Here is a 20,153-nt window from a genome sequence, read left to right on the forward strand (position 1 = left end):
CCCGCCCACCCCACAGGCGGCATAGAAAAAGCCCCTCAGTGCCAGTGGCACCGAGGGGCTCAAGCGCAAACCTCACAACCGCCATCCCTAGCGATCGACCCGCGTGGCCGGGATTGCCGTCCCATATGACCCGCGAACAGAGGAGCTGATGCCCAGTATGACCGACCCCCATCCGAACGCGCCACACCCCTCCGCACACGGCCACCCGCCTTCACCGGCCGACACCACCGCGATACCGCCGCACGACGTGGACGCCGAGGCCGCCGTGCTCGGCGCCTGTATGCACGACGCGGCCGTCATCGACGCCGTACGCAACCTGCTCGACGGACCGGATTTCTACCGCCCGGCCCACGAGGCGATCTGGCGCACGGTCCTCGGGCTGCGCAGCGAGGACAAGCCCACCGACGCCGTCGTCCTGTGCGACCGGCTTCGCGCGCAAGGCGACCTGGACCGAGTCGGCGGCAAGCTGTACGTCCACCAGCTCGCCAGCGCCACCCCCTCGGTCAGCGGCGCCGTCTACTACGCCGAGATCGTACGGAAGGCGTCAGACCTGCGGCGCCTGCGCGCCTCCGGTATACGCACCGTGCAGCGCGCGATGGAGCCGGGCGCCGACCCCGACCTGATCCGCAGCGAGGTCGAGTCGGAGGTCCGCGCCGAGCGCGAACGGGCCCTGGCCTCCGGTACCGGACGGCTCTCCCGCTACATCACCGACGGGTGGGAGTTCGTCACCAAGACGGGTGCCGACAAAGAGCCGCTGTGGGGAACCCGAGACGAGACCGCCTGGGCCTCCGGCGAGAGCCTGATGATCGTCGGGGCCCCGGGCGTCGGCAAGACGACCCTGGCCCACCAGGTGATTCTCGCCCGCCTCGGTCTGGGTGAGCGTGTGCTGGGCATGCCGGTAGCGCCGGGCAAGCGCGTGCTCTACCTGGCCATGGACCGGCCCCAGCAGATCGCCCGCGCCCTGGCCCGGGGCATCGCGCCCAGGCACGAGAGGCGTCTGCGCGACGGGCTCGTCGTCTGGCAGGGCCCGCTGCCCGCCACCTTGGACAAGGAGCCCGATCTCCTGGCCGACCTCGCCGCCGCCCACCAGGCCGACACCATCGTGATCGACAGCCTCAAGGACGCGGTGAGCACCCTGGTGGACGACGCTCTGGCCAGCGCCTATAACAACGCCCGCCAGCGAGCCATCCGCGACGGCGTCGAGGTCATGGAGCTGCACCACCAGCGCAAGGCCGCCGAGGGCGCCCCGCACGCCGCGAACCCCACGCTCGACCGCGTCTACGGCTCCACGTGGATCACCTCCGGCGCGGGCAGCGTCCTGTTCGTCGCGGGCAAGGCCGGCGCCCTCGCCGTCACCGTCCACCACCTCAAGTGCCCGACCGGCGAGATCGGCCCCCTCCAGGTCATCCACGACCACGAGCGCGGCATCTCGACGGTCGACCCCGAGCTGGATCCGGTCGAGCTCCTGCGCAAGCGCCCCGACGGGCTGACCGTCCGCGAACTCGCCGTCATCCAGAGCCGCGAGGCCGACCCCGACCGCTCCGCCATCGAGAAGGCCAGGCGCACCCTGGACCGCCTCGTGAAGGCCGGACTCGCGGTCAAGGCCGAGGGAACCGCAGGCGGCAACGGAGGCGGCCAGCAGACCCGCTACCACGCCTCGGCCCGCCACATCGGCGCCGTCTCCTAACCTCCCGCGCCAGGCGTTCGGACCGTACACGGGGGCGTACACGCACCCCTCATGCGAGACCCGGCCCACGCCGCCCCCAACGCGTACACGGTCACCGCGAAACCGCAGGTCAGGCGTTCACGCGACCGTCCACGCCGTACACGCACCCCAGCGTTCACGCGCGAGCCCCCCTTTAGAAGGGGGCTCGCGTGTACGCCCCCTCCGTGAACGCCGTGATCGCCCTCCCCAGTCACCTCTCCACCGTCCCCTGCCCCGGAGTTCCCACATGCCCCATGCGGCCGCTGCCTTCCCCTACACGGGAGGCACTGTCCTGCCTATCGCCATCCTGGCCCTCGCGCTGTGCGCGCTGCTGGCCCGCCCGCTCGCCAAGCGCAGTCAGCGCCAGAGCCCCGAGCGGCAGCGGCGCGGCTCAGCGGCAGTCGTCGCCGCCACGGTCGCGGCACTGGTGTGCACCGCGTACAGCGCGGACACCAGCTGGCGGTTCGCCGCCCACCACCTCGACATGCGCAACACCGCCGAGCGCACGGCGATGTTCGCCGCTGCCGAGCTCGCCCTGTTCGCCATGGCCCTGATGGCACGCCAAAACCTCCACGGTCCCCGGCGAGCCGCCGGCCTGCCCGGGGTCCTGGTCTGGGTGATCACCACTATGCAGGCGATCCCCGCCTACGCCGAGTCCGGCCCCGTCGGCGGCACCATGCGCGCCTTCACCGGCCCGGTCATGGCGGCTGTGCTGTGGCACCTGGCCATGGGCATCGAACTGCGTCAGGCCACGCCCGACGCCGCCTCCCGTGGACTCGCCGCCGTCCTTGCCCGCCAAGCCCGCGAACGCCTCCTCGCCCGGCTGGGCATCGTCGAGCAGGACCAGGGCGCCGCCCAGATCATCCGTGAACGGGCCATGCTTCGGGCCGTCGCCCTCGCCGCCCGCCTCGCCGAGATGACGCCCGAACAGCGCGCCGGGCGGGCGGGCCGACGCGCCGTGCGCCGCCTGTCCAAAGCCCTCGCCCGCTCCGGCATCGACGCCGACCCGCGCCTGGACGAGCAGTTGCTGCGCCAGCTCGCCACCCGCCGCCAGGCCGCCGCCCTGGCCATCATCGACCTGGCTCCCCGCTGGACCACGCCCGCCCCGCAGGCCCCCAGTACGTCCGCCGTGCCGCATGACCGTCACTGGGCGGGCGTCGGGGAACGGGCGGTCCCTGGCGGGCGGGAGGACGAGGGAGCCCGCCCGCACCCATCGGAGCCGGGCGATGAGGAACCCCACTGGGCCGTCCGCCCGCAGCGCGTCCGCCCGAACCTCAACGCCCGCTCTGCCCGGGAACCAACAGCCCGCCCGGAACCGAAGGCTCCGGTGCTCGCAGGCAGCGGGCCAGTCCCGGGCGGCGGCTCCGGTGCAGAACCGAGCAAGAGCACCGCGATGACCGCGAAGCGGGCGGGCCGCAAACCCCGCGCCACCACGGAGACCCTCCGGGCCTACGCCCTCCGCCTCCTCGACGAGACCGGACGCCTGTCCCGCGACCTCTTGGAGGAGACCGTGCGCGCCGACGGCTACACCGTCTCCAGCGACGAAGCGGGCGCCATCGTCCGCGAGATCAAGGCCGAGCTGAAGGCCACCGCCCGCCGCTGAGCCCCGCAGCGCCGCCGAAGGCCCCCATGGCCGCTCGGCTCGGCAACTCCCCCACAAGGCACAACTAGCACGGAGACCCCATGCGCGACTCACGCCACGAACTGCCCACCGAACAGCAGGAGATGACTGCAGCCCCAGCCCCGACCGCGTCAGCAAGGTATGCCGCTGGACCGTCCACAGGCCGGTCCCACAGGGAAGCCTCCGCCCCGGGGGTGGCGGAGGCAGGCGGGCACCAGGAGGTGCCCGCAGAGGAACAGCCCGTCGCCACCGATCCCGCCGCTGCTGTCCCACTGCCGCGTGCCGCCGACGCAGCCGCCCTGCACCGCGTCGCCCGCCGCCGCAAGCCCGACCCGAACGGTCGGCGCAAGGAGCGTGTCGATGCCCGCTACAGCGACGAGGAGAAGGCCGCCATCGTCACCAAGGCCCGGTCGCTGAACGTCAGTGGCGCCTACTACGTCGCCGCCCTCGCCCTGGGCCACGTCCAAGGCGACTTCACCCTGTCCGGCCAGCGCACCGAGCTGGACGACTACATCGACGAGCTCAACGCCCTGCGCCAGCAGGTCGCCGCCATCGGCCACAACGTCAACCAGATCGCCAAGAAACTCAACTCCGGCGGCCATCCACAGCATGGGGACAGCACCCTGCTGGCCCAGACCGACCGCACCCTGAACGCCGTCGGCACCGCCGTCAGGCAGATCGCGGCAGCCGCGAACCAGGCTGTCAGCCACAAGGCGGGCCGATGATCGCGAAGATCAGCAGCGGCAAGAGCACCGCCGGCCTCATCCGCTACCTGTACGACACCAAGAAGGCCAAGGACCACACCGACCCCCACCTCGTGGCCTCTTGGGATGGGTTCGCCCCCGACCCCGGACGCGCCGACGACTTCGACATGGCCAAGAAGCTTCTGGTGGCCGACCTCGACCTGCATCTCAAGCAGGCCCAGCGCCTCGGCCGCGCCCCCGAGCAGCACGTGTGGCACTGCTCGATCCGCGCCGCCGAAACCGACCGCCACCTCAGCGACCAGGAGTGGGCCGACATCGCCCGCCGCGTCGTCGCCACAACCGGCATCACCCCCGCAGACGACCCCGACGGCTGCCGCTGGGTCGCGGTGCGCCACGCGCCCGACCACATCCACATCGCCGCCACCAAGGTCCGGGCAGACCTGCGCACAGCACGGCACTGGAACGACTACCTCACCGCCGACCGCGAACTCGCCGCCATCGAGAAGGAATACGGACTCCACCAGGTCGTACGCGGCGACCGGACCGCCGCCAAGCGCCCCACCCGCGCCGAGCAGGAGAAGGCCAAGCGCGGCGGCCACGACCGGACCGCCCGCGAACGCCTGCGGACCACGGTGCGTACCGCTGTGGCCGCCGCCACCAGCACCGAGGAGTTCATCCACATCCTGGAGGGCACCGACAGCGTCCTCGTCGACGTCAAGCACTTCCCCTCCGGCGACGTACGGGGCTACACGATCGCCCTCGCCGGCGACACCAACGCTCAGCAGGAGCCCGTCTGGTTCTCCGGCTCCGCACTGGCCCCCGACCTGTCCTGGCCCAAGATCCGCGACCGGCTGACCGCCACCACCAGGACCAGCCGCCCCTGGCAGAGCGTCCTGGCCGCCGCCGAGCAGATCCCGCACGCCCTCATCCACGACGACGCGCCCATCGCGCAGGCCCACATCACCGCACTGGCCGAGACCCTCGACGCCCTGCCCCTGCTCGCCCCCACCCCCTACAGGGAAGACCTACGCCGGGCAGCCGCCGCCTTCGAACGCGCCTCCCGCTCCCGTATCCGCGCCCACCACCAGCACGCCGCCTGGCTGCGCGGAGCCGTCAAGGACATGCTCCGCACCCCACCACCCCACCACCCGGACGGCACCCTCCTGGCCCTGCTCCTCGACACGATCGTCCTCGCCGTCACCGCCACCATCCGATGGCACGCCCTGCAACGCCACGACCAGCAGGTCACCGCAGCCCGCGAAACCCTCACCCACCTCCAAGCCGCCGCGGACCACGCCGCCACCACCCCCCTGGCCACCCTCACGCAGATGGCCCCCACCAGCACCACCACCCAGCTCCGCTACGAACACGCCGTCCGCGTCGCCCTTCCCGAGCACGCCGAGAAAATCCTCGCCACGCCCGACTGGCACGCCCTCGCGGCGACGCTCGCGCGGACCGACGCAGAAGGCCAAGACCCCACCGAAGCCCTGCGCAAGGCCGCCGACCAGCGCCCCCTCGACGACGCCCGACACCCCGCACGCCTCCTCACCTGGCGCATCCAACAGACCGCTCAGCAGACCCAGACACCCCGCCCCACACCCCGGGCGCCCTCGCCGGCACCACAGCCCAGCACGCGCCGCACCCATCGCTGACCACAGTCCGGCAGCACTCACAAGCCCGAACCGATCACCCGACACCGCACAAGGAACCGCCCATGCCCCAGCCCTCCATCCGCCCCGACGTCGTCGTCCTCTTCACCGACGTGGACTGGTACGGCCACCTCGACGACCCCCAGCGCCCCTACCACCGCGACGGACGCCCCTTCACCCGCCCCGAGCACACCCTGCTCAACACCATCACCCCGGAAGAGCAGTCAGCCGGGCTAGCACACCTGCGGCGTGAGGCCGACTGGGTGCGCGACGTCGACGCGAAACGGCAGGTCTTCATCGACCTGGTCATGAAGTACCTCGCCACGCTCCCCGAAGGCTCCGTGGTCAGCGACGCCGTCGCCATCATGACCGACGCGGACTACACCGAATACGAACGCCTGCTCCCCATCGTCACCGCCGAAGACACCCTCGAATACCTCGCCGAACATGGAGAGGACTGATCGGCCAGACGCCAGCGGCGGACCCACCACAAACCCCGAGCGCACGAGGGGACATCAGAACTCCGTCCACCGCCCAGCACCCTCACCGACACCCAGATCGCCGTCCACGCCCCGCCACCCTGCTCACTCAAGCCGCCCGCCGCCCAGGTGCACGAGTACACCTGGCCGACAGCCGCGCTCCCTGTTCTCTCGGTCAGGCGACGTTCAAGAGTTCGGCCAGGACGTCACGGCCGGGGGTGTCGTCCGGGAGTGCGTGGCACAGGGCCAGGGCGCGGGTTTGGGTGAGTCCATTTCGATAGGAAGCCGGGAGGCCGCCGTAAGCCTGTGTGGCGACGTGAGCAGCGGCTTCCCGGTCGCCGTCATGAACGAGGCAGGACGCCTGGTCGATCGCGATCAGCGCCCGTGTCATCAGCGATGGCGCTCGCGAAAGTTGCAGGCCAGCGGCCTGTGCTTCGTACGCGCGGCGGGTCTCTCCCAAGTGGGTCAGAGCCTGGCTCATGTGGACCTGATGCTTTTGCATCGGATAGCCGAACCAGGTGTCCGCGCGCTGCTGGGGGCTGAGCCGGTCGGCGAGGCGCTCGACATCCGTGACAGCGCCGAGGGCCTTGTCGCGGTCGCCACCGATCGCGTATGCCCGTGCGGCAACGGCGGCTGCGAGGGCGGCGGCCGCGCTGGGGGTTTCCCCGGCCAGGTGCCGGGCCTGGTCGGCGAGTTTCGCGGCGGCGGCCGGGGCGCCGTAGTTCAGCGGCACCATGGCCTCGCGGCCCAGGACCCAGGCGTGCAGGAGCTGGTCTCCGGACTGCTGGGCGGCCCTTCCGGCGGTGGCGAACCAGCGGTGGGCCTCGCGGTGGTTGCCGAGGTCGTGCAGGACGATCGCGAGCATGCCCGCCATCTGGCCGGTGACGTGGCACAGCTGGCTGCGGCTCTTGTCGGTCTGGGCCTGGAAGAGGAGGGGCTTCATCTCCTCCAGGTCATCCTGGAGGTTCGCCAGGACGTCGGCCGGGGCCTGGCCGTGATAGCCGTAGCCGTACCGCTCGGCGGTCGACTCCCAGTAACCGAGATCGGGATGGGTGTGGTCGGCGGCAAGGGCGGCGTCGATGTCGGTACGGGTGGACGTTAAAGCGGCGAGCCCGGTACCTGCCAGACCGGCAGCGAGCGCGCCGCGCATCACATCGCGGCGCTTCATCGGATCGTCTCCATCTCCAGAATCTCTTACGGGAGTTACCGGGTTCCCGGCCTCCCATGGCCTTGCGGCCAAGCCTAAGTCCGCGCCCGGGATTCTCAGTCCGTCCGCGATCCGCTCCAGAACCGGCAGGGAAGTGACGTCGGCGATTCCGCGAGCGATCTGACTGACCCGTTCGGCGCGGATGCCGCACGCTTCGCTGATCTTGTTGAAGCTGATCTCGCCCTCGGTGTGGGCCAGGGCGAAGACCGTACTGATGTCGCGCCGGGCCAGGGCCTCGGTGAAGCGGGGGTCGCGTCGCAGGGCTGCGGGCAGTGCTCCCGGCGGATTTCGAAGTGCCATGCAGACCCCCTCGGTTGGCGGCGCTGCCCCCACGGAATGTACCCATCGTGGGGGCCCCTTACATGGGGTTACCGCGCCGCTCGTGCCGTCCTTAACTGAACGTGCTTGCCCGGTCTACGCGACGTCGAACGTCGAGATCCGGGCTTCCCGTTGGCTGGCGGCCGAAAAACCCCTCGTTGCCGAGTTCGGCCGCCCCGAAACCGAGAGCCGGTGACCCCGCGATGCACTCCGCAGGAACAGGAAGAACCAGCATCCTGCCGAAGGCGACCGAAAGCGCCGGCACCAGCCAGGCACGCCAGGGCACCTCGGCCCTGGCCTCGCGGGTACCGGTGAGCATGGTGGTCTTGCTGGAGCGGGACATCGCCTACGACCACGAGGCGGAGCGGGCCCGGATCGGGGTGGACGTCGTGCTCGGCGACGGCAACACCCAGCGGGCCGAACTGGTCCTGAACCCGCCCCAGATGTACGCGACGTCCGCGAGGTTGGACCGGGCCATCCGGGCTCGCGAGGCCGCCCGCTCGATGAGGGGCCGGTGATGGGCCGCCACCGGTTACAGGTCGACGGCGACGTGGTGGCCGCTGTCGGCTGGTGGGGCGCGATCCTCACCGGGCTCGTGCTGGTCGGCCTCTCCGCCGATCAGGAGCTGCGCCATGACGTGTCCAGCGGACGGACCGCTGTGACCGTGCCGGATGTGATCCCCGCCCCGGACGGTGGCGGCGGCACCGACACCTAGACCGCTCCGGCGCCCGGCCCTGGGGATGTGCCGCCGGGTGCCGGAGCACAGACCGCCGCCCTTGCGGGCGGCGCGGGCGGCCCCTGCCCGGCCGCCCCGCCGTTCCCGCCCCGCCGCGCCCATCGGCTCGGGCTGCGGGGCGGGGACGGCCCCTTGAACCCGGCGATGCCCCTTCGTGGAACAGGAGATCAGCATGGATACCGGACAGCCCGTCATCGAACGTTCGGCGGCCCGCACGGCGTGGGAGGAGACCGGAACCGTCCTCGTCCCCGATGCCCTGAGGCCAGGCCGGTTCGAGGAACTGGTGAAGGAGGCCCACGACCGGATCGGCCTGGCGACCCCGCACGTACGGGACGAGATGAGCGCCCACCGCGACGGGAGCTTCGCGGCGCCGTTCCACTGCGCGTTCGTGCCGGCCGGGCCGGTCCTGGAGGCTCTGGCCTACGACAAGACGCTGTGGGCGGCGGTACGCGAGGCCACCGGCCTGCCCCGGCTGGTGCCGCGCGGCGGCGCGGTCGTCGTCTACCGCAAGGGCGACTTCCAGGGCGTCCACTTCGACAGCGTCCGGGCCTCGGTGACCGTCGGCGTCGCGCTCACCGAGCGCTTACCGCCGATGGGGTGGGCACCGAAATTGCGCGACGCCCACCCCGACATCCTCGCCCGGCTTTGTGCCGACCACGGGCTGTGCCCGGAAAGTGACGACTTCCAGACCCTCGACCACGAGTTCGGCGGCGGCTCGCTGCGGGCATTCGCCGGCTACAACGTCCCCCATTGGCGGCCCCCGTACCCCGGGGAGCTGGGTCTGCTGGCGACGTTCTCCTACCTCGACCTGTGAGGTCAGCGATGCTACGTCAGGCGTGGTTGGCGGAAGGCAGGGTGGACGTTCCGGCCGACGTCGTCGAGCCGGGATTGTGGGACGACCTCGCCGTGGAAGCCGGGCAGTGCCGGGAGCACGCTGTCGTGCGGCACAACCAGCGGCCGGGTCTGCTGGTGATGCGGGACGGTTCGATCACCTCGCCGCAGCGCTGCACCGTCCACCCCGGCGGGGCGGCCCTGAAGGAACTGGCCCTGTCCAAGGGCCTGGCCGAGATTGCGGGCGAGGCCACGGGCCGGGGCCGGATGACGCCGATCCGCTTCGGGTTCAAGTTCTACGGTCCCGGCGACTTCATGCACGTACACCGCGACGACGGAAAGTGCGACATCACGTTCTCGTGCGGACTCCGGGAGGGCCTGGCCCCCATGGGCTGGCTGCCGCGCCTGCGCTGGCTGACCAGCGACCAAGTCGCCGAGCAGTTCGCCGACACTCCGTTCCCCACCTGCGGGGACGGATTCCCGATCCTTTCGCGGCAGCTCACGGGATTCGACGGGCGTCGCATCCCCCACTGGCGTACCCCGCTCGGCCCCGTGTCGCGCGAGGTGCTGATCACCATCTGCTTCGCCGACCTCTCGGCGTAGCAGCCTCTCTCGATCGAAGGAGGAACCATGCCCGTAGAGATCAACCCGGAGACGCCGACCGAGCCTGTCAGCCCGGCGGAGACGCTGGTGGTGGACCCGGCCGAGTTCGTGGCCGAGCTGCACGCCGAGGGCTCGCTGCCGCAGAACGTCGGCGGCGACCCGGCCGTGCCGGACTCCGCGTTCCCTGACACCCACGTGTACGAGCAGCCCGCTCTCGCGACCGTCTGACCGGATCCGGGTATCAACGCGCCCGGCCGCCCGCCCTCCTCGGGGTTCGGCGGCCGGGCGCCGTCACACCACCTCGCCGCGACAGGTACTCAAGAGCACCTGGCCGGCGCGCGTGCTCCACGCCACCTTGACCAGGAGGGTCCCCGTGCACAAGGTCTACTTCAACGGCACACACCGCACCCGTCACCCCGCCCAGACCTGGCAAGCCCTCCACCCGTTGCTCCCCGCCTACGGGATCACGCGGGTCGCGGACGTGACCGGCCTGGACGATCTCGGTATCCCGGTGACCATGGCTGTACGCCCGCTCGCCCGCACGCTGTCGGTCGCGCAGGGCAAGGGAGCGAGCCTGGACGCGGCCCGCGTCTCCGGTGCCATGGAAGCCATCGAGGCATGGCACGCCGAGCACGCCGTTCCCGCGGCCTCGGCGATCCGTGTCCCGGCGCGGGAGATGGGGCTGCCGTATCCGGTGACGGCGCTGGAGCTGCACCCCGGCCATCTGGTGACCGACCGGACCCGCCTGGACTGGATCACCGCCGAGTGCACCGTGGACGGCACCCCGGTGCCGGTACCCGCCGCCTGCGTCACGCTCGGACGGGAGACGCACCGCGAGTGGCGGCTGCACCTGCCCAGCGCTTCCACCAACGGCCTCGCCTCCGGCAACACTCGCGCGGAGGCGATGGCACACGGTCTGTGCGAGATCATCGAGCGGGACGTCCTCAGCGACCTCCCATCGGGTGCCGAACGACTCGACGCGGAGAGCATCGACGATCCGCACTGCGCGGAGCTGATCGACCGGCTGTCGGCAGCCGGGGTCTGGACGGAGCTATGGCACCTGCCCAACCGGTTCCGGGTGCCCGTGGCGGTCTGCTACCTCTGGCGCGAGGACCAGCCCGCGCTCCTGGTCTCCGGCTCCGGCGCCCATCTGGACCCGCGCATCGCCCTGTCCCGGGCGATCACCGAGGCCGCACAGTCGCGGCTCACCCACATCACCGGATCGCGCGAGGACACCCCGCCGACCGTCTACCGGCCCGCCCCGCACAAGGGCCCCGCCCCTACCTCGGGCGAGACGGTGGCATGGGCGGCGGTCACCCAACGGTACGAGGCCGCGTTCGACGAGGACGACGTGGAGGCCGCGCACCTGGCCACCGCCGTCACCACCGTCACCGGTATACCGCCCTTGGTCGTCGACCTCACTCACGGGCCTTACGCGCGTGAGGAGTTCACCGTCGTCAAGATCCTCGCGCCGCACCTGCGGTACGACTCTCGCCACACCATCGCCCGCCCCGGCGGCCCGGGAGTCGCGGCATGAGCGTCCACGTCTTCGCTGGCCCCACCCTGCCCCCCTCCCGCATCCGCGAGCTGTGCCCGCACGCCGTCGTGCACCCGCCCGTACGCCACGGTGATCTCTTCCGTCTCGACCCGGCAGCAGGCGACACGGTGCTGATCATCGACGGACTTTGGCACCAGAGCGCACCGGTCAGGCACAAGGAGGTCTTGGCACTGCTGGCCGACGGCGTACGCGTGATCGGCGCTGCCAGCATGGGCGCGCTCCGAGCCGCTGAACTCGCCGCGTACGGGATGACCGGCGTCGGCCGGATCTTCGACGACTACCGGACCGGCGCCCTGGATGCCGACGACGAGGTGGCCGTCCTCCAGGACAGCGACGGTCGAGCGCTGACGGTGGCTCTGGTCAACGTGCGGGCCGCACTGGAGCGCGCCCACGCCGACCAGCAGGTCACCAACGCCGAGGCGGTGAAGCTGCTGCGGCTCGCCCGCGACATCCCGTACGCCCGCCGCACCTGGGCCATGCTCGACCGCGCTGCCGCCCAGGACGAGGCCCTGGCGGACGCGCTCGGCCGCCTGGACCGGTGGCGGCGCACCCACCCGTACGACCTGAAACGTGAGGACGCCGAACAGGCACTCGCTCTGATCGCCGCCGACCCCGGCCAGGTCACCGCCAGCACCTGGGCCCGCCAGATACTGCACGCCACCATCGATAGCGCGACCGAACGGACCAGCTCGGTGGACGCCGACGGCTGGAGGGCGCAGCCGTGGGTGACGAGCTTCGTGCGGTACTGGGACGCCGCGTTCCGGCCCGGACCGGGCCGGATGCCACTGCTCGCGGCCCTGAACCACCAGCAGCTCTACGACCCCGGCTTCCCGGCCCGTTGGCGCCACCGTGTCCTTGCCGCGATCGCCGGGCGGCCCGCGACGCCGAAGGCGGGCGCCCTCGCGGTCGCCAACGCCTGCGGCGTCAACACCGCCGACATGAGGCCCGAGCAACTGGCGTTCTGGCTCACTCCGGCCGAACAACGAGACCTCACCCGTGCGGACGCCCTGACACGGATCATGGTCCGCTGCGCCCGCTGGGACGGCGCCTGGGCCGTGTGGCCCTCCACCTGGCAAGAAGCCGCCGGCCTCCTCGGTGACCCGGTGGCCGCGGCGGCGGCCGTGACAGCCGCGTTCAAGATGAACGCGCGGGCCGAGGCGGCCGACGCCCGGCACTCCATCGCCCACCTGGACACCGGCCGGATCTCCCGACACCTCGCCGAGCAGTGGAAGCTCCCGCCGAGCGCCGACCAGGCGGAGCGGGACGCGGCGGCGCGCGACCGGGCCTTCCGGGACTTCGCGGGGGCCGTGGAAGTTGCCCGCGCGTACTACCTGGCCGCCGTCTCCACAGCCGGGGCCACCTCGTCTGCCAGCGACAGCCGCCGAACCTGACCGATGGCCAGCGGCACGACCGCCGCTGCCGCGATCACCACGGCCCCGGCGGCGAGGGTCGGCCGCAGCCCCAGGTGCCGTGAGAGCGGACCGGCCATCAGGTAGCCGACCGGGACCGGGAGGATCTGGCCCAGCGTCGAGTACGACATCGTCCGGCTCAACTTCTGGGCAGGAACACGTTCCTGGACCAGAGAGGCCCACGAGGTCATGCTGACCGCCAACCCCGTACCGGCCGCCACCGTGCCGGCGACCAAGGCCGGCAGCGGGGCGGTGGCCGCCATCGCGGCCAGCGGCAGGCCCAGCGAGCCGGTACCCAGGCACACCACCACCCCGACCAGACGGGGCTTCCACAGCAGCGCGAGCGCGGCCCCGGCCACCAGCCCAGCGGTGAACCCGGAGACGACCCAGCCCCACGGCGCAGCGCCGCCCAGAACCTCCAGGCCGTAGACCGGGCCGAGCAGCTGATAGCCGACCAGCCACACCGGCACCACCACGGACGCCTGGACGACCATGACCCACAGCCAGCGCCGGGAGCGGAAGTCCGCCCAGCCCTCGCGCAGGTCGGCCAGGAACCCGGTACGGACCTTCACCCGGGTCGTGTTGAGGTCTATCCGCGCGCACAAGAATGCTGCCGCCGCGAACGTGGCCGCGTCCCAGCCGATCACCCAGGCCGGGCCGACAACGGCTACCAGGACACCGCCCAGCGCAGGGCCCGCGACCTTCACGGTGTTCTGCCCGATCTTCAGCAAAGCGTTCGCCGAGTGCCGCCACGGCTTGGGGACGACCTCGACCACGACGCCTCCGGCGGCCGGGGTGAAGAACGCCGACGCGGCCCCGCACACCGCCGACATGACCACCAAGTGCCACACCGTGGCAGACCCGAACCACAGCAGCAGCGCGGCCAGGCCCTCGGCCGCCGCCGACACCACGTTCGTCCACAACATCACGCGGGCCCTGGACCACCGGTCCGCGACCACCCCGCCCACCAGCAACAACAAGATCTGCGGGCCCATCCCGGCCGCCAGGACCAACCCGAGACTCCCCGCGCCACCGCCCAGGTGAAGGGTCGCGAACGCGAGCGCGATCGGGGCGACGGCCGACCCGGTCCACGACAAAAGACGCGCGGCGAAGTGGAGCCGGAACTGCCGCACACCGAGTGGGGCGACAGCATCGCGCAGGCGGATGGACCGGTCGGTGGTACCGCGTCGCGAGGGCTGTCGTACGAACCGCAAGATCCTTCTCCGCCCCGGAAAGACGAAATCCCCAGCAGCAGACCGCCACCGGGAACCCGCCCAACCCTAGGACAACTCGAAGATCGTGTGTCCCAGACGAACACAACCGCCACCCGTCGCTGCATCGGCAGCTGAGGTTTCACGAGGATGGCCGAGAACCCACGTTCCTCTCAGCCTCCGTCAGGCCACCGCCACGGTCTGTTCCCCCGAACTACCGCCGGTCATGGCGTCGCGTCGCCGGGTCGTTCCCGCTGCTCGAGATCACCCGACTGAGTGGGTCGCTGTCCGTGCAGAGCGGCAACACGCCCTCCGGTGCCCAGTGCAGACGAAAGGCGGCTGCCGACAGCCCGCGCCCGTAACCAACGTGAAGGCAAAGTTCGGCTGCCCAGGTAGCTGTGACCAGCCCATTGAGTTCAGGAGTTCAGCCAGCGAAAGGCGTGCAGGTAATTACGCCCGCTACCACCACTACCCGAATCGAGTGACAAGGAGGCCATTAATCACATTGCCTGCGGCGCATTTTCGCGCCGTTAGCCCGCCTGCGGTCATGCGGCGTGTATAACAATGCTGCGCGATGCAAATTCTCGGCATGTCGCAGCGGAAGGAACGGCGCGGTGAAAATTAAGAACATCACCTTGTCTGACATTAGGTACGATCACCGTGTTCGCGAGATGGGCGATCTCAGGAAGCTGGCGGAATCGATCGCCGAAAATGGGATGATCCAGCCCCTCGTTATGCGCAACGACGGAGTGACGCTGATTAGCGGGCTGCGGAGATTGCACGCTCTGACACTCCTTGGGATTCCGGAGACTCAAGTACAGATCCCTTCGGATGTGGTCGAGTTGGCAGCAGCGCTTCAAATGGAGACAGAAAGGGCGGACGCAGCTACCGACCTTCCCATGACCCTTCGGGAACGAATGAATCTGGCCTCCGAGATTCATTGCATGCCGGCTCCCTCATCCAGGGTTTCACACAGCATCTACGCATCAGATTTCGTTGGGATCTCAAATCGCATCTATTGGCGAATTCGGGCGGTCATGAATACCGCGAAAGAGGGAACATCCAACCCCACCTTCAGCATGATCCGCGCGCGGAAGCTCGTACCTTTGATGCTCGACGCTGTTGAAGCCCCGCCCCCGGGGTGGTCTCCTAGCCAGATCATCGAAGAGCTTCACCGGCTACGCAATGACGGGTATATCCCTGAAACGATCAGGCACATGAAACCGAGACGCCAGCCGCTGAGGATGCAGGTTGGCCTGAAGGGAGAGGCGGCAGAGCCGGCTTTTAAGGTCACGCCGACGCCATCGCCCCGTGTACAGATCCTGCCCTCACCATCCCGGCGTGTCCCAGAGGTTAGTCGAGCTGTCGCGTCGCTCGTCGGAGTATGTGCAGGGATCTCCTCAATCACCGAAGTCAAGCCCTCATCGACGGATGATCTCGCCCATTGGGACAGCGAACTCCGCGACTGCAAGAAGCACATCAACGCTCTGCACGCCCTCATCAGGAAGGCAAGTAATGTCTAGGACGGCTCACAGCACCACCATCGAAGAGCTCGCCCCATCTGCCGTAACAACAGATCCGGAGGTCAACACTCGACCCGTCGATAGGAGCTGGGTTGCCCGGAAGCTGCGAGAGGGATTTGACGTAAAGCGTCTGGGCGTCCCCACTGTTTCCGCGAGAGCTGACGGATCCTACATTTGGGTCGATGGCCAGAACCGCGGCGCCCTTTGTTTGGCCGCTCAACGCGCGGACATCAAAATCTCCATGAAAGTTTTCCATGGCCTAGCTGTAGCCGAAGAGGCGGAACTCTTCCTGGGGCTGAATGATAATAGGAGAGTCCAGCCGATCTACAAGTTCATGGCGGAGGTCACGGCGGGCCGTAAAGAGGCACTGGCCATCACCGAGATCGTCGAGAAGTGTGGCTGGAGAGTATCTGACGGCAGCTCGAACAGCACCATTCACGCAGTCGCCGCATTGACGACGTTGCACAGGGCCAGCGCAGATCGGCCCGGGTACCTCCTCAAGGAGACGCTGACGATCGTCACTAACGCGTGGGGGCCGACCCCCGAAGCGGTAAATGCCAACATCCTGCTCGGGCTTGGATCCGTTCTACTTGATTGCCCGGAAATTGACCGCCGGGTACTGACGAAGAAACTGGCATCCCACCCAGGGGGCCCCTCAAATCTTTTGGGTAAGGGAAGGGGTCTCAAGGAAGCCATGAACTGCAAAGTCTCCCAAGGGGTCGACCAGATCATCCGAAACATTTACAACTCGGGACGCCGCGGCAGTCGCCTGCCTACGTGGGCAGTACCTGCCAGCCGCGAAGGTTCGGTGCAGGAAAGCCTGTTGGCCTGAGCGAGGTCCGGTTGCCGGAGCCCTGCGAAGGAGACTCAGACCTCGCTCGAGATCCCGAACTCCGCCCCTGAGATCTCCGCCAGAGATGCCGTCACGGCTCGGAGTGGCTCCCGCAAGCCGTTCAGGTCCGTGCGGAACGCGTCGGCGTGGTCCCAGGTGCGTTCGTGATCCAGCGGGCTGAGATGCGGCGGGCGGCGGGCCTCCCAGGCCATGAGGAGCGGGTGCCAGCGAGTCGTGAAGGGGCGGAGAACCTCGTTCAGGAGGCGATCCGCCGCCGACTGGACATTGGGTGCGGTGCCCGGCTCCAGGCCGACACTGTAGCGGCGGAGCGTGTCGCGAGTGAATGGGAACAGGCTGTTCAGGGAGGTGAGGGCCTCACGCAGACTGCCGCTGTCGGCGGGGAGTCGCTGGACACCGATGCGGCTCACCAGCTCGACCTGCAGGTCGAAGGCAGCCATCCGCTCGGCCTCGCTGACCGTCATCGGCATGCTCTCCTTCCGTACACCGGGAACCGGGAGTCCGGGGCTGCCCAGCCTAGTGGCCGTGGCTCCCAGGCTGGAGAGGACCGCACGGCGCAGTGTCTCCGCGCGGGCCGAGTCGCCTTCGTGGTGGAGCCAGGAGTGCGCCGTGACCGGGTGCAGGTGGTGCGGGGCTGACGTGAGCAGCCCACGGGCGTGCAGTTCGGCCACACCGGCACTCGCGCGGCGCAGGGCGACGGCACGCGGCAGCCGGTCGGCCGCGGTGAGGACCGTGGCCACGGTCTCGGCGGTGACCGGCAGCGGGGACAGGGCGAGTGCGCAGCGCAGCACGTCCTGAGCCTCGGCGGGTGCGGTCAGGGCGTCGCGCACGTGGTCCGCTGTGAGCTCGTCGCCGGCAAGGATGTCGAGCAGGGAACGGCCCGGTTCATACAGCCGGCTCGCCAGGGCTAGGGGACTCTGACCCGCAGCCACCGCGCGGCCGAGCAGTCCGAGCGCACCAGGGTGCCCCGCGGCGGCATCGGCGATCGCGGAGGCGCCTGCGAGCGCAGCGGCAGCCGCTCCTGGGAGCGGTTCCAGGTCGACGTGTTCGCCGTGGCCCCCATAGGTGCGGCTCCGGGTGATGAGCAGGGTGCGGACCAGAGGATGCGGAGCGGTGAGCTCGGTGAGGGCGCGCGGCGACAGGCCGTGGGGCACGTCGTCCACGACGTACAGACAAGGGCCTTCGGGTGCCTGCGGCGGCTGCGGCGCGACGGCGCGCACCCAGTGCACGCCACCGGGGAAAGCGGCTCCGAACCGCAGCGCGTACTCCCGTGCGAGCCGTGTCTTGCCGATACCCGGCATGCCGCGCAGCTGCACGGGTCCAGCCGAGGTACGGCCGGTGACGAGCGGTGCCTCCTGGACGTGCAGGGCGCTGTGCAAGCGCCACAGGTCGGGCAGCCTGCCGGTGAACTCTCCCACAGCGGCAGGCAGCTCGCCGTGCACGCCAGGAGGCGCGGCATCCAGCCGCATCGGGCCGGGCACCTGCCGCAGGTGCACGAGCACATCCGCGACCAGGGTCTCCGGGTCACCGTGCCGGGTGTCGCGCAGCTCCACCGGGTGGATGTGCGCGGTCTCCGGCTCGGGGTTGACCACCAGGACTCGGCGGCGCGGCTCGCCCTCGTTGAGCCCTGCGAGGAACGCCGCGGTCAGCTCCCATTGGCAGGCTGGGCGTTCGGGGTAGCCGACGGAGTAATACGCCAGCAGGACGCGGGAGTCGGCGAGCGCGCAACGGATGGTGTCGCTGATGCCGGCGAACCCAGCGACCGCCGACTCGTCCGTGAACACCTTCAGCCCGACCGCGATGAGCTCCTCGTGGAGCCGACGGACTTGCCTGGCATCTTTGCGGCTGTAGCTGAGGAAGACATCCCACACGGTGCCATACCCTACTGTGGGAACCGGGGAGGCGATCATGACGCAGTCCGGCGAGGCGCCGCGGCGGGGGCGTAAAGGACCTTCACAGGTCACGGCGAAACTGACGATCCCGTTCGTCGGCGAGGTGGCGGGCCTCTGGGAGCCGGCGGACGCCGAGCGCACGGCCGCCTGGGAGCTGTACTTCCAACTGGCCAGCCGGGTCGCGGTCGTTCCGCTGGAGCGGGACGAGGGAGTTCTACGCGAGGCACTCACCTCGCTGTACTCCCTCTACGACGTCACCCGAGGCATCCTGCACAAGCACGGCCCCGCCGTCGCACCGCCCGTGCCGCAGGGCCGGCTCACCTTCGGCGTCCTGGCGATGGTCACCCTCAATCGTGTTCTGCGACCAGTGTTGACGGTCTGGCACCCTCGGCTCGCGGCCTACGAAGCGCTGCGGCCTGACGGCACGGACCCGGTGAGCTATGAACGCGCCTGGTCCGAAGCCGACGAGTTGCGGCGCCAGCTGGACGTCACTCGTCAGGCGCTGCATTCACTCGCACGAACGCTGCAACAGGTAGCAGAGGTAGGCGATCTGATCGACCTGCCCGTGCCGAGGCCGCCTTTGCCCCCGCCTGCGCGTACGCCACCGCCGCCGTCCGCCCGGCCGCCGCTGGGTCGGCGTAGTGACGATGGGCCCATTGGGGACACCCCCCCCCCGCTGACCAGGGGTAGTGACACGTCTTTTCGCGAGCGCTTGGCGTGGTCGGAGCGCCGGGCGGAAACCCCGTACCGCCTGTGGGGGTGTGGGTACCGCTCCACAAGCGGCCAGGGTGGGGGTCGGAGCCGCTCTCAGGTCAAGGGATCGATGCCGCCCCTGACCAGCGACGACAGCCGGAGACACCCCGCCCGACTGCACCGCAGCCAGGACTTTGGGAGACACACATGGCCAAACTGACAGAGGAGCAGCGCCAGAAGCGCGCTGTCGACCGCAGCCGCCGTGAAGCCCTCCAGGCTGAGGAACGAGATCGACAGGACAGGGAGCGCCGCGAGATGTGGCGGCTCAAGGGGATGTACCTGACGTGGGAGGAGTACCTGGCGGGCGAGCCGTGCAGGAACTGCGGCCTGGTCCTGAACGATGCCCGCGGCAGCTGGCCCGGAACCATGTACCTCTCTCCCGCGGAGAAGATCGAGTACGAGGCAGAGGACGCACGCTTCCGTACACGCCATGCCGACTGCTGGGGAGCCCGTTGGGGTATCAGCGGGTCACGGACGTGGCACTGCTCTACATGCTGCCCGCCGCACCCCACTGGCCCCAGGATGGCCGAGCGACTCAGCAAGGTCTTGGCGTCCGGGCCTTCGTGGGAAGAGAGGAAGAAACACCAGGACGCGTGGGAGCTGACTCTCACCTGTGACCACACCGCCCGGTTCATCCAGCATCGGGAGCACAATCGCGTATCGCCGTCGGTGGTCGAATGTCCGGAGTGCGGCACTCGCCGAGGCATCGTGGCCGCCAAGCGCATCGGACCGGCTTACACGGACGAGCCCGCCCTCTCCGATCGCGAGGCCGCCGACAAGAATCGCCTCAAGGCAGAGCTCACCGCCGCCAAGGCGAAACTAGCGAGGCAGCAGCGGAGCGCCGCGGAGACCCAACGACGCGTCAACGAGTTGGAAGGGCGGCTCGGCGCTGATCGCGCACCCCACTAGGCTCGCATCCACGAGAGTGCCGGCGGGTCGTCAGCAACGCCACAAGCGGATGTCCCACGCGCCACCCGCTGAATTCGGCCATCGGTCCACCGGCGGCACGAAAAACGGCGCCGGAGGCGATCGCCCAGGACATCCATTGCCGACGGCCCCAGTTGAGGTGACCGGCCGACGTTGCCCGAGAGCGGCCACATCCCG

General features: G+C 69.9%; 18 protein-coding genes. 15 read left to right on the top strand and 3 right to left on the bottom strand.

What is annotated here, in order from left to right:
* Positions 1–148: 148 nt before the first annotated feature.
* From ACFWA7_RS07760 to ACFWA7_RS07780, 5 genes are all read left to right on the top strand, one after another.
* Positions 149–1,687: a DnaB-like helicase N-terminal domain-containing protein gene (locus tag ACFWA7_RS07760; protein ID WP_385539121.1), complete on the top strand. Its 1,539-nt coding sequence runs from the start codon at positions 149–151 to the stop codon at positions 1,685–1,687.
* Positions 1,688–1,952: 265 nt separating this feature from the next.
* A complete protein-coding gene (locus ACFWA7_RS07765; protein ID WP_385539119.1) occupies positions 1,953–3,308 on the top strand; it encodes a hypothetical protein in 1,356 nt (451 codons plus the stop codon).
* Between the two features lie 212 nt (positions 3,309–3,520).
* Complete coding sequence (locus ACFWA7_RS07770) at positions 3,521–4,051, top strand: plasmid mobilization protein (RefSeq protein ID WP_385539117.1); 531 nt, start codon at positions 3,521–3,523, stop codon at positions 4,049–4,051.
* Positions 4,048–5,682 (top strand): relaxase/mobilization nuclease domain-containing protein, encoded by a 1,635-nt coding sequence (locus tag ACFWA7_RS07775; RefSeq protein ID WP_385539115.1) that lies wholly within the window; start codon positions 4,048–4,050, stop codon positions 5,680–5,682. Before ACFWA7_RS07770 ends, ACFWA7_RS07775 begins: the two co-directional genes overlap by 4 nt.
* Before the next feature lie 62 nt (positions 5,683–5,744).
* A complete protein-coding gene (locus ACFWA7_RS07780) occupies positions 5,745–6,140 on the top strand; it encodes a hypothetical protein (protein WP_385539113.1) in 396 nt (131 codons plus the stop codon).
* A gap of 193 nt (positions 6,141–6,333) precedes the next feature.
* Here ACFWA7_RS07780 and ACFWA7_RS07785 read toward each other — a convergent pair whose 3' ends face one another.
* Complete coding sequence (locus ACFWA7_RS07785; RefSeq protein ID WP_385539111.1) at positions 6,334–7,665, bottom strand: hypothetical protein; 1,332 nt, start codon at positions 7,663–7,665, stop codon at positions 6,334–6,336.
* Positions 7,666–7,886: 221 nt separating this feature from the next.
* Here ACFWA7_RS07785 and ACFWA7_RS07790 point away from each other — a divergent pair, with 221 nt between their 5' ends.
* The 7 genes from ACFWA7_RS07790 (at position 7,887) to ACFWA7_RS07820 (ending at position 12,802) form a co-directional block, all read left to right on the top strand.
* On the top strand, positions 7,887–8,201 hold the full coding sequence (locus ACFWA7_RS07790) for a hypothetical protein (protein ID WP_385539109.1): 315 nt from the start codon (positions 7,887–7,889) through the stop codon (positions 8,199–8,201).
* The gene (locus ACFWA7_RS07795; RefSeq protein WP_385539108.1) at positions 8,201–8,398 is read left to right on the top strand and encodes a hypothetical protein; all 198 of its coding nucleotides are present in this window, start codon (positions 8,201–8,203) and stop codon (positions 8,396–8,398) included. The genes ACFWA7_RS07790 and ACFWA7_RS07795 overlap by 1 nt, the downstream gene beginning before the upstream one ends.
* 193 nt (positions 8,399–8,591) lie before the next feature.
* Positions 8,592–9,233 carry a hypothetical protein gene (locus ACFWA7_RS07800; protein ID WP_385539106.1) on the top strand — a complete coding sequence of 214 codons (642 nt, stop codon included), beginning with the start codon at positions 8,592–8,594 and terminating at the stop codon, positions 9,231–9,233.
* Between the two features lie 41 nt (positions 9,234–9,274).
* Positions 9,275–9,853, top strand: coding sequence for a hypothetical protein (locus ACFWA7_RS07805; RefSeq protein WP_385539104.1), 579 nt, complete (start codon positions 9,275–9,277; stop codon positions 9,851–9,853).
* A 27-nt stretch (positions 9,854–9,880) separates the two neighbouring features.
* The gene (locus ACFWA7_RS07810) at positions 9,881–10,081 is read left to right on the top strand and encodes a hypothetical protein (protein ID WP_385539102.1); all 201 of its coding nucleotides are present in this window, start codon (positions 9,881–9,883) and stop codon (positions 10,079–10,081) included.
* Positions 10,082–10,226: 145 nt separating this feature from the next.
* Positions 10,227–11,390, top strand: coding sequence for a YcaO-like family protein (locus tag ACFWA7_RS07815; protein WP_385539100.1), 1,164 nt, complete (start codon positions 10,227–10,229; stop codon positions 11,388–11,390).
* Entirely contained in the window at positions 11,387–12,802 is a 1,416-nt protein-coding gene (locus tag ACFWA7_RS07820; RefSeq protein WP_385539098.1) for a TfuA-like protein, read from the top strand. The genes ACFWA7_RS07815 and ACFWA7_RS07820 overlap by 4 nt, the downstream gene beginning before the upstream one ends.
* On the opposite strand, the gene ACFWA7_RS07825 is transcribed toward ACFWA7_RS07820, so the two are convergent.
* On the bottom strand, positions 12,739–14,034 hold the full coding sequence (locus tag ACFWA7_RS07825; RefSeq protein WP_385539096.1) for an MFS transporter: 1,296 nt from the start codon (positions 14,032–14,034) through the stop codon (positions 12,739–12,741). The two genes, ACFWA7_RS07820 and ACFWA7_RS07825, sit on opposite strands and share 64 nt — an antisense overlap.
* Before the next feature lie 611 nt (positions 14,035–14,645).
* Between ACFWA7_RS07825 and ACFWA7_RS07830 the strand changes: the two genes are divergently transcribed.
* Together ACFWA7_RS07830 and ACFWA7_RS07835 are read left to right on the top strand one after the other, a co-directional pair.
* The gene (locus ACFWA7_RS07830; protein ID WP_385539094.1) at positions 14,646–15,554 is read left to right on the top strand and encodes a ParB N-terminal domain-containing protein; all 909 of its coding nucleotides are present in this window, start codon (positions 14,646–14,648) and stop codon (positions 15,552–15,554) included.
* Positions 15,547–16,386: a DUF6551 family protein gene (locus tag ACFWA7_RS07835; protein ID WP_385821605.1), complete on the top strand. Its 840-nt coding sequence runs from the start codon at positions 15,547–15,549 to the stop codon at positions 16,384–16,386. Before ACFWA7_RS07830 ends, ACFWA7_RS07835 begins: the two co-directional genes overlap by 8 nt.
* A gap of 35 nt (positions 16,387–16,421) precedes the next feature.
* Here the strand turns inward: ACFWA7_RS07835 and ACFWA7_RS07840 are convergent, their stop codons facing one another.
* Complete coding sequence (locus ACFWA7_RS07840) at positions 16,422–18,275, bottom strand: TIR domain-containing protein (RefSeq protein WP_385539090.1); 1,854 nt, start codon at positions 18,273–18,275, stop codon at positions 16,422–16,424.
* A 921-nt stretch (positions 18,276–19,196) separates the two neighbouring features.
* On the opposite strand from ACFWA7_RS07840, the gene ACFWA7_RS07845 reads away from it, so the two are divergent.
* Entirely contained in the window at positions 19,197–19,958 is a 762-nt protein-coding gene (locus ACFWA7_RS07845) for a hypothetical protein (RefSeq protein ID WP_385539087.1), read from the top strand.
* The last annotated feature ends 195 nt before the right edge of the window (positions 19,959–20,153 follow it).

This window comes from Streptomyces sp. NPDC059994, assembly GCF_042737755.1.
In the GTDB taxonomy this organism is placed as follows: Bacteria; Actinomycetota; Actinomycetes; order Streptomycetales; family Streptomycetaceae; genus Streptomyces.

Coding starts and splice junctions, on each gene's coding strand:
- ACFWA7_RS07760 (WP_385539121.1), top strand. CDS start 149: ATGCCCAGTATGACCGACCCCCATCCGAACGCGCCACACCCCTCCGCA.
- ACFWA7_RS07765 (WP_385539119.1), top strand. CDS start 1,953: ATGCCCCATGCGGCCGCTGCCTTCCCCTACACGGGAGGCACTGTCCTG.
- ACFWA7_RS07775 (WP_385539115.1), top strand. CDS start 4,048: ATGATCGCGAAGATCAGCAGCGGCAAGAGCACCGCCGGCCTCATCCGC.
- ACFWA7_RS07780 (WP_385539113.1), top strand. CDS start 5,745: ATGCCCCAGCCCTCCATCCGCCCCGACGTCGTCGTCCTCTTCACCGAC.
- ACFWA7_RS07785 (WP_385539111.1), bottom strand. CDS start 7,665: ATGGCACTTCGAAATCCGCCGGGAGCACTGCCCGCAGCCCTGCGACGC.
- ACFWA7_RS07790 (WP_385539109.1), top strand. CDS start 7,887: ATGCACTCCGCAGGAACAGGAAGAACCAGCATCCTGCCGAAGGCGACC.
- ACFWA7_RS07795 (WP_385539108.1), top strand. CDS start 8,201: ATGGGCCGCCACCGGTTACAGGTCGACGGCGACGTGGTGGCCGCTGTC.
- ACFWA7_RS07800 (WP_385539106.1), top strand. CDS start 8,592: ATGGATACCGGACAGCCCGTCATCGAACGTTCGGCGGCCCGCACGGCG.
- ACFWA7_RS07810 (WP_385539102.1), top strand. CDS start 9,881: ATGCCCGTAGAGATCAACCCGGAGACGCCGACCGAGCCTGTCAGCCCG.
- ACFWA7_RS07820 (WP_385539098.1), top strand. CDS start 11,387: ATGAGCGTCCACGTCTTCGCTGGCCCCACCCTGCCCCCCTCCCGCATC.
- ACFWA7_RS07835 (WP_385821605.1), top strand. CDS start 15,547: ATGTCTAGGACGGCTCACAGCACCACCATCGAAGAGCTCGCCCCATCT.
- ACFWA7_RS07845 (WP_385539087.1), top strand. CDS start 19,197: ATGGCCAAACTGACAGAGGAGCAGCGCCAGAAGCGCGCTGTCGACCGC.